This is a genomic window from Myroides sp. LJL119 (assembly GCF_054871605.1).
Map to the genome: position 1 here is coordinate 140,264 of NZ_JBTXLO010000005.1, position 14,090 is coordinate 154,353.

Genomic DNA, 14,090 nt, shown 5'->3' on the forward strand with positions numbered 1-14,090 from the left:
TTTATCTTTTTATTTAATTACCATAATTGTAAACGAATTTTGTTTGCCATTATGAGTTACCACTAGGTAATACACGCCATAGCTTAAATTCTCTTTAATAGGTATTGCTGATTCATTTAAAGGCAATTGACCATAATCCACTAACTGTCCTTGTCCGGAAAACAATCGGTAACTTGCTCCATGAAAATCATTAGAATCTATATCATATCGCACTGTTAGGTTCTCTCCAACTCTAACTGGGTTAGGAGCCACTGTTACAGCATTTGTAACCATTTGCTTAAAGTTAATTTCACAAGTTTGTATAACTCTACCATCTTTGGTGGTTAAAACAGCACTATAAGAGGCCGTGAAATCAATTTTGTCATCTGATACTGGCCCAGCACTATATACCTGCCCACTTGAGATTAACTCTCCTTCTTTAAATATTTCAAAAGTATCAAACACGTAGCCTCCATTTGTCTTGGGATTATTATTAATGAACAATAAGTTATTATACTTTGTCATTAATATCTTAGATGTATCCACATTAGACTCAAGCTTAATTTCATAGATAGATGTAAATCCGTCTTGATCTGAGACTGTAATTAGTACATAATCCGATGTAGGTTTTCCATTTACCACAGGAATAATAATATTTCGAGATGGCTTAACACTATAATTTTCATTAGCCACTACCTCTATAACAACAGGCGAATCACCTTGTAAGCAACCCAGATCAACTACTTGATATGTATTAACTGGATCATAAACTGCTCCATTTACAAGTAACTTATCAATCTTTAAAGAAGTATTTTCCTTGGTTTCCACAATGAAATCTTGGCTAGCAACTACCGTATTGTAATTCTGATCCCCTTCTTGCATAGCGGTAACTATCATTACTCCAGGACCTGTAACACTCACAAATCCATTTGAAGTTCCCTTAGCGAAATTAGCCGGACTCATATTAGAATAAGAATAAGTTAGAGGTAAACCACTAGAAGAACTAGCATTTAACTGTACCGATTTTTCTTTAGGGTAATCCAGCGTTATAGCACTATCAAATCCTATTATCTTTTGATCTGCTTTTAAAATGGTAAAGTTGGCCGAAACAAAATTTAAATAATAGTTTTTATTAGTTTGCAAAGAGCCTTGCTCTATTTGATATACACCAGCATTCTCCCCTTGTTGTCTTTGCACCTGTCCAGATAAAACCTGTTCTTGGGTATCTTGATTTACAAGCCCTAAGACTTTTATAGTTAAACTAGGGTCAATCTGATTATAGACTTTGCTATTCGCTTGAGCCTCTACCACTAAGGTAGCTCTGGTGATTTGTAATTCAGAACCAGTAAAAACCACACTATAATTACTTCCTGCATTTAAAGTTCCAATTCCAATTGGATAAGAGCCTACATCTTGACCTATAGCACGTGATAATGTTCCTTGAAAAACTTTATCTGCATCCACATCTTGTGGTAAACCAATAACCTGATAACTCAGATTTGGATCAGTAGTCCCATAAACTTTGCTTTGCCTATCTGCCTTTACTTCCAAAGGTAAAGCAGTGATGGTTAAATTCGATCCCTGAAAAGAAATTTTATAGTTAGCATTGGATTGTAAACTTCCAATATTAATTGGGTATACGCCAACATTTTCTCCTAGATCTCGAGATAAACTTCCTTTTAAAACACTTTGAATTTGGTCCGATCCTTTTAATCCTGTAACACGATAAGTAAACACTGGGTCCTCTTGTAAGTACATCTTTTCATTAGCCATGGCAATCACCTGTAAATTAGAAGGTAAAATGGTTAATTTAGCTTGGTTAAAAACAAGCTCATAATTATTAGATGCCCTTAAACTACCAGGGGTAATGGCATAATCGCCTACATTTTCCCCCGCAATACGGTAAAGCTCGCCTTGTAAAGCGTCATTGTTTAATAATCCAGTCACAGAGTACTTAAATGGTGGATCTATTTGACCATAATCCTTGGTTAGATTTTCAATCTCTACCGTGGCTTTTGCCTTTAAGATAGTAAATACCCCATTTTGGAAATCCATCTGATAATTTGAATTAGGACTTAAATTTCCTTTTTCAATAAGGTAAGTACCCACGTTTTCTCCACTTTGACGCTTTAAACTACCGCTAAATATATCTTGTGGAGTTGAGCTTTCTACTAAGCCATCAACACTGTATGTTAAACCAGGATCTTGATCTGCATAAATCTTTTGTGCAGAGATAGCCTTCACCTTTAGCATTTTTGGTGTAATATCTAAATTAGAGCCATAAAAAGAAATTAAACTACCATCATTTATTTTTAAACTACCTTGCATGATTTCATAACTCCCCACATCCTGACCAGGCTCTCTTGTAAGCGTACCGGTTATACTTTGTCCCTGACCGAGTCCGCTAAAGGAATAAGTCAACTCCGGATCGTTACTTCCATAAGTTTTAGCTAAATAATTGGCCGTAACTACAATTTGATCTCTAGCAATAATCAATGTCCCTGGAGTAAAGTCAATAGTATAGTTTGGTGTGATACTGTGTAAAGTTCCTTGATCAATTCTATAAACACCGACATTCTCACCTGGCTCTCTTGTTAAATCACCTATAATTAAATCTTCAGTAGCCTCTGAGGCTATTGCTCCATGTACCAAGTATGTAAACAAAGGATCTTTATCACCTTCTACTTTACTAAGGTAATTGGCCTTTACTTGAAGTGTTTTAGGTGTGATTATAAGCTCATTTCTTTCAAAAAATATCATATAATTTAAAGAAGACTCTAAACTACCTTGCTCAATTAAGTAGGTGCCCACATCTTCTCCGGGTTGTCTTTGTAATTCCCCTATAAATACATCTCCTACTAGATCTCCATTGGTAAGACCTTGAGTGGTAAAACTCAAAGCAGGATCACTTTGTCCATAAACTTTACTTTTTTGCTCAGCCGTAACTGTTAAAACAGTAGGAGTAATAAAGAAATGACCTGGAGTGTAGTTAATTTGATAGTTTGTATTAGCCTGTAAAGATCCTTGATCAATAGAATACGTACCTACGTTCTGCCCTGGTTCTCGTTTTAAGCTTCCTGTTAATACATTTACTTGCACATCATTATTAACCAGTCCAGTAACTCGATAGGTTAAAATAGGATCAGCACTTCCATAGACTTTGCCATTGTCATCTGCCTGGATAATTAACTCAGCTGGTAATATACTAAATTCCGCACCTTTAAAACCAACCTCATAATTATCCCCTACATCCAATGTCCCTAAGACAATGCTATAAGTTCCTACATTCTGCCCTGGATCTCGTTGTAAACTTCCCGTAACAACATCCTTATCTAGTAGGCCTTGTATCTCATAACTCAATAATGGATCTTGTTGTCCATATACTTTTTCATTGGAAATAGCCTTTATAGTTACATTTGCCTTGGTGATTTTAAATTCACTAGCAATTAGATTTACCTTATAATTTCTATTAGCTTTTAAACTACCTAATTTTATAGGATAACTCCCCACATTTTCACCAAAATCTCTGGATAATGAACCACTTAGAATAAATTCCGGCGATTCATCATACATTAACCCTAGTATATCATAACTAAGAATTGGATCTACAGATCCATAAACTTTAGTATTTTCTAATTCCTGAGGTTTAATAGTTAATTCAGCAGGAGTAATAGTTAATTCACTAGAAATAAAATTAATAGGTCTACCTGAGGAAACTTGCAAGTCTCCTTGTTCTATTACATAAGTACCTACTTGATTACTTCCTGTTCGGATCAAATTACCACTTAATGTTTCTCCTTGGGCAAGTCCCGATACCACATAGGTTAACTTAGGGTCTTGTTGTCCGTAGGTTTTAAATTTACTTTGAGCAGTTACAGTAACCGAACTAAGCTCAGTTATACGAAATTCGTTTTCCTTGAATTCTATATTATAATTGGCATTAGCCACAAGATCTCCCTGTAATATTGGATAAACACCGATATCTTCGCCTTTAACACGAGAAAGACTTCCTGTTAAAACATCAATAGCCTGATCCTGATATGCAAATCCTGTTACTGAATAAGTAAACTCAGGATCAATATCTCCATGTACTTTACTATCGGGATTGGCCTTAACATTTAAGTTTGCGGCAGAAATCTGTAGAGCTGCCCCTTGATAAATCAATTGATAATTAGCCGAAGCCTCTAAATCTTGCCCAACTATATCATAAATACCAACATTTTCTCCCTTTTCACGAGAAAGTTTCCCCTTTAATATAGCATCGCTTTGCAAATCTTTATTTTTAAGTCCCTTTACACTATAGGTTAATAAAGGATCAGCCTGGCCATAGGTTTTGATTTGTCCATGAGCAGTTACTGTTAAATTGCTCTTTGTAATGGCAAGCTCACCCGGGGTAAATTCCAAGTTATAATTCCCATTACTTAACAAGCTACCCTGAACAATAGGATATTTCCCAACGTTTTCTCCTGAAATACGCAATAAACTTCCGGATAACACCTGATAAGCAGCATCGTTATTTACAAGACCTTTAAGGCTATAATCTAAAGTTGGATCAACCCCGCCATACACTTTCTCTTTATCATTAACCACTACTTGTAAAGTAGCTTTTTCAATACTTAAGATTCCCTGTTGATAATCTATCTGATAATTCTCACCAGCGCTTAATGACCCTAAAAGAATTGGATAATTTCCTACAAGATTTCCTTCTTTACGGTGTAAAGAGCCTGTTAACTTATCTCCTTGAAGCAATCCAGTTGCCTTATAGGTAAGATCTGGGTCACTTTGTCCATAAATCTTCGATAAATTATCGGCCTGTAGAGTTAAAACAGCTTTGGAGATCGTAAAGCTTGCTGGTTGAAAAAACAACTGGTAATTATCACTAACATTTAAAGTTCCTTGACTTATAACATAAGAACCAACATCTTCAGAGTCCATTCTAACTAATTCACCCTGGATTACATCCCCAGGTGTATCGTTATTTACTATACCTTTTACCTGATAAGATAAAACTGGGTCTGGAGTACCATAAATTTTGGTTGTATCCACAGCATCAATATACAAATCAGCCTTGGTAATATGTAAATCTGCCGCTACAAAAACTACTTCATAATTACTATCTATCGTTAAACTACCTTGTAAAATTTTATAAACTCCAACATCCTGAGGTTGTTTCCCATCCACTTTTTCTATTTGCAAATCTCCACTTACCTTATCCCCAGCAGCCAAGCCAATAACCGTATAGGTAAGAGGCTGATCTGGCTCTCCGTAGACTTTAGTTTGGTTATCGGCAATAATCCTAACCTGGGACTGTATAATAGAAAATAAATTACTATCAAATTTTATAAAGTAATTTTCATTGGATTTTAAACTACCTATCATTATATCATAGTCACCCACATCACTTCCAGGTTCGCGGGTTAAGCTACCGGTTAGAACCTCACTTTGCTTATCTTGATAAGCATAACCACTAGAGATATAAGTCAATTCAGGATCTTCTATTTGTGTATAACTCTTGGAAGACGCATTTGCCTTTACTTGTAACTCTTTTGGATTTATAGTTAAGGTTCCTTCGATAAAAGTCACATCAAAATTGGCTGGCGCAGTTAAAGACCCCATTTTTATCTTATACTCTCCTACATTTTGTCCTTTTTCTCTTATAGGGGTACCTGTTAAAACTAATTCCTCAGATCCGGTTTCACCTACAACTTGGTAATCAAAATATGGATCTGCTTGTCCATAAGTCTTTTGTTTATTGTTTAAAACAACGGTTATAGGAGCTTTTTTTATCTCAAAAATCGCTTCTTGAAAATCTATCAGATAATTACCACCAGCATTTAAACTACCTTGCTCAATGTCATAAGAGCCAATACTTTCTCCCGCCGCTCTATTTAAAGCACCTTTTACAACAAGATCTTTTTCATCGGAATTAACAAGTCCTTGAACTGTGTATTTCAACACCGGATCTACTTGTCCGTAAAGCTTACTGTTATTTTCAGCTATTATACGTAAAGGAGCTTTTGAAATTGTAAACAGGGCTTTTTTATAAGATACAGTATAATTTTCAGATGCTTTTAAAGTACCTTGTTTTATTTCATACTCCCCTACACTTTCTCCTTCTTCTCGGCTTAAGCTTCCTGTTAAAACATCCCCTTGTAATAATCCATCTGTGTGATATACTAAAACAGGATCTTTTGCCCCGTAAACTTTACCTGTAGGCTCAACTTGTATGATTAGTTGCTTTGGTGTAATTACAAACTGAGAACCAATAAAGTCAATTTCGTAATTTTTCCCTGCCGATAAATCGCCCTGATTTATATTATATTGACCAATTCCCTGGCCCTGATCTCTTTGTAATTCTCCAACGAAGATTGCCATAGTATCAGGATGCTTTAACCCAGAAACTGTATAAGAGAAAACCGGATCTTCGCTTCCGTACTCTTTGTGCGCACCCTTAGAGGCTTGAACTGTAAGTTTTGCAGGTGTAATTTTTAAAACCGAGCTTGTAAAATTTATTTTATACTGAGAATTGCCTTGTTTGTTTACTACCTTTAAAGTACCTTGATTAATGTCATAGCTTCCAACATCCTCACCAGGGACTCTAGTTAAATTACCCACTACCTGTTCTCCTTCTTTTAATCCTATTACTTGGTAAGTTAAAAAAGGTTCCTCCGATCCATAAACTTTAGTAGCAGGCTCTGCAATAACGCTAATTTCACCTGCAACAATAGAGAAGCTACCCGGGGTAAACTCCATGGTATAATTATCATTGGTTTTCAAAGTACCTTGTTCTATGGCATATGTACCCACGCTCTCCCCTTGGGTTCTAGAAAGCGCCCCGGTTAAAACGCTCTGAGGTGTATCATTAAAACCATAACCACTACTTATAAATGTAAACTCTTCTGGATCACTTGATCCATAATCTTTACCTGTATTATTTGCCCTTACATTTAAAACAGCCGCAGTAATGGTAAAATCTGTATTAATAAAGTCATAGGAATAATTATCCGATACAACAAGTTCTGTGTCTAACACTTTATATTTTCCAACATTCTCTCCTTGTTCTCTAATTAACTTACCTTTTACTACATTACTTTCTTGGTCTGGATTAGCCACACCATTAAGGCTATAACTTAATATAGGGTCGTTTTGTCCGTAAAATTTACTTTGTCCATTTACCTTGATAGTCAAAGGAGCTTTGGTAATTTCTAAATCACTTGGTGTATATACTAAGTGATAATTCTCATTAATAATTAACTGATCAGCTAAAATTTTATAAGTACCAACATTCTCTCCTTGTTCTCTGGTTAAACTACCCTGTAGTACATCTTTAATCTTATCTTGAAAACTTAATCCATTTATATCGTAAGTAAAAACAGGATCAGGCGCGCCATATACTTTGGTTTGCTTTTTAGCCTGGATTTCTAACATAGCGGCAGTGATATCAAGGGTGTTGGAAATAAAGTTTAATTCATAATTTGGACTCGCAAACAAATTACCCTTTCGTATTTGATAATTCCCAACATCCTCTCCACTTTCCCTAGAAAGAGCTCCGAATAATACCGTATCTACTGTGTCATTGTTCTTTAGACCAACTAAATTGTAGCTCAAAAATGGATCTACATCTCCATATACCTTTGCTTGTTTATTAGCTGTTACCATTAATGGCGCTGGTATAATTTTAAACACACCACTAGAGAAATAAATTTGATAGTTTCCGCTGATATCCTTTAAAGAACCCTGTTCTATTTTATAGTTATCATAAACTCTGGTACCTGTCTCACGACTTAATTCGCCTTGCAAAACACTCTGAGGTGTATCTCCATAGACAAAACCATTCACGGTATAGGTAAGAGTTGGATCTACATCACCATACTCTTTAAAATGGTCAATAGCTTGAACAATTAGAGTACCAGGATGAATTACAAATTGAGAACTAGTATAAGATATTTCATAATTATTATTAGTAATTAAACTACCTTGATTTATAGAATAAGACCCTACTTTATTTACAGTAGGAGTTTCTCTTTGTAAACTTCCCGAAAGTACAGTAGGATTATTCTGATCCTCTAATTTATATCCACTTACTTTATAGGAGAAATCCGGGTCACTCTCTCCATAAGTTTTATTGCTTGGCAAAGCTGCAACAAATAAAGTTGCAGGAGTGATTGTAAAAGTACTTTCTACAAAACTAAAAAAATAGTTATCGTTTCTTGGACTTAAATCCCCTTGAAGAATCTTATAAACTCCTTTGTCTTCACCTTGTTGTCTTGCCAAACTACCTTGTAAAGCACCGCTACTATTATCCCCATAAGCCAAGCCCTGTACTTTATAACTTAACACAGGGTCTTTATCGCCGTAAACTTTTGTATTAGCCTGGGCTGTTACTAGCAATTCTTTGGCTAGAATTTGTAAATTCGCACCCTTATATTGAATCGTATAATTCTCTCCGGCAGATAAACGATCTCCTAAAATAGGATATGTCCCAACATTAAGGTTATTATCCTCTCTATACAAACCTCCTATAAACAAATCATCCGTATCATCAAAGGCAAAATTGACAGCCTCCCATTTAAAATCAGGAATCTCTTGACCATAAGACACGCTTACCGGGCTTGCTATAACAATCAACTCTCTTGGGATAATGGTATAATTGGTAGGTTGTAATTCTATATTATAATTTCCCGAAATATCTTTTAGTGTTCCCAAAGAAACAGCATAGCGACCTACCTTAATTCCTTCTGATCTAGATAATTCACCTTGCAATACATTGGCTATATTATCAGAAGAAATAAGTCCTTGATAAGTGTATTCAATAGGAGATATATCCGAGTTCCCATAAACTTGCAAAACAACATCGGGCTGTATCTTTAAATTCGCCTTGGTAATCTCTAAATTAGCCGATACGTAAGATTTAATAATATAATTTTCATTGGAAGGACGTAGAGTTCCTTGTAAAATATCGTAGGTATTAACATCTTTAGGACTTGCAATCTGTTTATCTGCTAAATAATAAGCTAAGCTACCGGTTAACTGCTGCTCTTTATCTTGTCCTTGAACTAACCCTTCAACTTGATAGGTAGGCGCAGCGATGGTCTGACCATACACTGTTTTTTGTCCATTAGCCTTTATATACAGTTCTTTTGCTACTATGGTTAAAGTAGCCTGCAATTCTTTTTGAGTATAATTATCTCCATAATTTACAGTAGCCGTGACATTATATTCTCCTACTTGGGTCTTTTGATTATTATTGTATTGCACCTTACCTGCCTCTACTACTTCTCCGGTTTGATTATCAATTACTACTAGTGATTTAGGTGTTCCATCATAAGAAAAATTAGCACTATTAAAACTCAGATCCAAAGTAGCTTTTGTTATTATAAAAGTACCTGTTCTAAAAGTAGTTTTGTAATTTCTTTTACTATCATCACTAGAACCTTCAAGAGTAATCTCAACATCATATTGACCAACATCTATTGGTCCGTCTGAAATAACATTATCACCTTGTTTATATATTATTGACGATGTGAATGTTGCCCCGTCAACAGAAGGCTCTAACTCTACAGGGAAATCCAGTTTCTTACCCTCATACATCTCGGAAACACTAGTGATTTTTAAAAAAGGCGCTTCTATCTGGGTAATGGTTAACGTAGATTCAAGAGTTTTAGCATCAATTGAAGGTCCATTAGGTACGTTATATGCGGGAATCTGCGCAACAACATTATATACTCCCGCTTTTACAGGAGGATTTGCTTGGGTATAAACCTCACTTGGAATAGCGTTATTAGTATATGTATAAACTATTTGATCTTGTGGAGGTAAATTAGTACCTTCTACTACCAAAAAGTGTGGTTTCCCATTATAATCTACTTCTTGTGAATTCATATTCCCATCGGCTTGAATTGCTACAATAGTTAAATCAATAACCTTTTCCCATGAATTATAATTAGAATTATAATTTGGAGATTCAGAATCACCATTAGCTACTGCTTTAACCTTATATGTACCGGGTAGACTTGGATATTGATTCGGATCAAAAGGTGTATTGTCTTGCTTAAAATAGGTGTATTGTATATCAAAATTGTCGGCCTGGTCTCCGGTAACTTCTACTTGAATAGGACTACCTGTAGCTGTTACATTCTTACTATCAAAAGTAAGTCCTGTTATTTCAGCTGGATTTATGCTTAAAAAAGCCTCACTTTGCCACTGCACATAATTAGGACTACGATTTAAAGTAGCAATAACCTTATATACACCAACGTTAATTACATCTTCTGGTTGTACAACTTGTGAATCGTTGGTATAGGAGTATATAAACTCATCGGTATCTAAAATTCCCTCTCCACTTGCTTCTATGCTCTTTATAGAGCCATCATAAACAAAGCTTTTGTTTTTTAATTCGATAATACCAAAGTCATTACTTGGTGTAATAACCAAATTTGCCCATAAGTTCAATTCCTCATAATTAGGATTAGTTAAACTAGCCTGTACTTCATATTCTCCTGCATCAACAGGGTTAGTTAACAAAGGATTATCTCTATCTCCCTTGTTATAATAGGTATAAACTACATCACCTAAAAATGGTTGACCTTCTGCACCTTGTACGGAAACTGAAACCTCTTTACCATCATATTCATAGGTTACGGACTCTAAGGTAATTCCTTCAAAACGAGCCTTACTAATAGTAAAAACCCCGTCTTTGCGAGTAATATTGTAATTCTTAACATTAGGTATAACAGTAAGCTCACTAGTTGAAATATCATAATTTCCTACATCGTTTCCAGGCTCTCTAGTTAAACTTCCTGATATTTCATCCTGGTAGAAAAGTTCTCCTTGGCTAATGTGATATGATAAATCAGGTTGATTTTCATTAAAAGTTATGTTTATATCATCAGCTGTAATAGTAATATCAGCCGGTAAAATTGTATAGGTAACTTCTGGTATTACTATAAAATTATAGTTCTCACTTCTGCTTTCCTGTGTAAGGCTATTGTTTATCTCTAAATTCTCCCCATTAATAAAATAAGTATCCACATCATTACAAGTAGGACACGAGCGATTTAAACTCCCCTGAAGTTCATCTCCTGGGGCTAAAGAACCACTTGTTATCTCATAGGGAATATCAACAGAATCACTTCCGTAAACTGTGCTTACCGGGGTAGGAGTTAGTGTTAAATCTCTTTTTGTAATATTAAAAAAAACACCGGAGTTAAACTCTACGTCAATATTGGTGTTAGTCTCATAATCGTCGGCTAATTTGATAAGGTACTTTTCTACATTCTCACCCTGTTCCCTAGTTAATTGTATATTTAATTCTTGGATGTCTAATTTTCCTTTTATAAGATTTGTATCAAACTCTAAATATGGATCCTTCTCTCCATATACCTTACTTTGCCCTTGTTTTGGAATAATTTGCAGTTCCGCTGGAAGAATCTGAAAACGATCATCTTGACTAATTTTAATAGTATAGAAATCTTTGTCATTTTTTCCCTTAGCACTTTGTAAACTCGTAGTTAAAAAAAGATACTTTTCAACATCCTCTCCAGGCTCACGGGTTAATTCTCCGGTAATTCCCCCATCTTTATATACCCCCTCAAGAGTATTGACCGTATAATTTAAAACAGGTTCATCCTGTCCAAAATACTTAGACAAGGTGGTTGGCACAATCTGAACTATTGCAGGGTTAATAGTCAATGTACCAGGAATAACTATCAAATCGTATTTATCGGCATCCTTGCTAAAACTAAGGGTCCCTTTATTTATATTATAAGTACCTATTTCTTCCGAATCTTCCCTAGCTAATGCTCCAATGAAGGTAATCCCATTAGGAAGTTTACTACCTTCTGCTAAGTTGTAAGTGAATTCCGGATCCTCTTCACCATAAAATTTATCAAAACTATCTACCTCAACTTTAATGGCTTGTTGTACTACTTTTACTTTAATTTCCACAATTTCACTTATGCAGTAATTCTCAGCTTGGCTATATACATAATAAGTAAAAGTACCCACTTTACTTATATCAGGTGTAATAGGATTTTGAGAAATTTTATCTACATCAATATCTCCGTCTTTATCACTTGGGGCCCAATAAAGGTTATCTCCAGTAGCCTCTAAAGCTTTAGGAGTATCCCCAATGGCATAAATCACCTCGGTTTGAGTAACAGGGGCCGGCACAAAATCACATTGCATTTCATAAGCACCTTGTGTTACACTTATATTCCCATTTCTAGGTTTTGCGTTAAAATCTCGGGAATCCAAACCAAATTTGTTAATTACTTTTTCATATTCAGCTTTATTCCCACCGTATATTTTTTTGTTCTTACCTATAGGGTTTATTGAAAAATAAGGATGCTCGTTAATATTAGTATTTTTATAAAACACTAAGTCAGTACGGGAGTTTCCCCCTACGTTATTTGCCGTTGGAATAGGGTCAATACTATTATTGTCGTTTCTCCCAATCACACTACTACCAACGGTATCCCTTAGAACTGCGGCGATATTTGTGACATATTGAATTTCGTTAAAATTTTTCACTCCTCTATTTTCATAAATAATAGAATTCCAAATCGCTGTACTGGAAGAAAGTGGTTTACTAGCGTAACCATAAAATTCAAATTTAGGTCCCCCTGCAAATAAGCTTGCATAATTATTTGCTATGGTCGAATTTAAAAGCACTAAATGGCTACTATCTTCAATCATAATAGATCCGGCTGAATTAGCGCTATAATTTCGCTCTAATAAACAGTTAACAAAATAAATAGAATTATTACTATTATTATTAACCCCTATACTATATTTATCGTTTCCAGTAGAGGAATATACCGCACCATTACCTACAGAATAATTACCATAAAAATGAACATGTGAGAAAACTATATCAATATTTTTAGCATCTGTACTTTGTGTAATAACCCCTAAAGCTGCACTATTATTGCTAGCAAAACTACTAGTCCCTTGAAAAATAGTAAGGCCCCCATCTTTGGCATAACCTCCATAAATAATTACTCCATCCACTATAATCTTTGCGTTTTCTTTAGCCGCGATATACAAAACCCTTGCTGTATTTTTTGTATTATCTTTTATTGTAACAGGTAATTCTCCCTGATTACTTACTTTAGTAGATCCTGCTAAATCTCCACTTAAATAGGTCTTATTAGCCGCCCAATCTCTTTGATTCAAGCTCGTTTCATCGCCTTTAAATCCACCATAAATCTCAATACTAGAAGTTATAACAAAACCACCTTTCTGTGGGTCTTTAGTAGCAGAAATCTCCTGAGTATCGTAATTATATCGAACATCGTATTTGGGCAGGTAAGTCCCTTCTTTAATCCAAATTTTGTATCCATCTTTACCTTTTACCCACCGCAAAGCTTCGGCTAAATCCACCGAATTTGCCCAAGATGATCCATCACCTGTTCCATTTGGAGAAACATAAATTACATTGTCTTTTGTAGGTGCTAACTCAATTCCACCACTTTGAGCTAGAGTGGTTGTAACAAAAAAAAGAGCTATACAACATTGTAGTAGTCTAAACATATGCTTGCTTATTAATTTACATTCTATTACTAAAAAAAACTATAATTGTTAATTTTAGTAAAATTAATAAAATAACACAATATTAAAACAAAAAGAAAATAATAAAATTAACAATTATCAAAAAAAGAAAAGAAAAACATAAAAAACACCATAATGTTTTTTGTTAACTTCTTTAGATCATTGCCCGGTAAACCTTATAAAGAATTATATCCAATTTATAATAAGCTAATTATTAACTTATTGTAACTTTTTTTGTTAAAAACAATAAAAAAACAGCCAATTACTATTTTACTTATTTGTTTATAATCCTATCCTATCTGATTTTTATTAAAAAAATAATTGGATGAGAATCGTTAAATAAATAGGTGTTAAATTTTACAGAATCAGAAAAAGTCCATCTTTGCTTTGATTTTAGACATACTGCAAAAAGACAGACACTTTTTGGGGTTATATCTAGAGTGTTTTTTCTCGTGATTTTAATTCTTAAAGAATTTTATAAATCTAACTCGCTTTAAAAGTATACTAATCTCCCTACCCTTTTCTTTATTAGTCATTAATTGAGAAAATAAACTTGATAT

The 14,090-nt window shown here is 34.6% G+C and carries 1 protein-coding gene; it reads right to left on the reverse strand.

Annotated elements, in window-relative coordinates; all coding sequences use genetic code 11:
* Positions 1-9: 9 nt before the first annotated feature.
* The gene (locus ACYSNV_RS08115; protein ID WP_461762062.1) at positions 10-13,512 is read right to left on the reverse strand and encodes an MBG domain-containing protein; all 13,503 of its coding nucleotides are present in this window, start codon (positions 13,510-13,512) and stop codon (positions 10-12) included.
* Positions 13,513-14,090 lie beyond the last annotated feature (578 nt).

Coding starts and splice junctions, on each gene's coding strand:
- ACYSNV_RS08115 (WP_461762062.1), bottom strand. CDS start 13,512: ATGTTTAGACTACTACAATGTTGTATAGCTCTTTTTTTTGTTACAACC.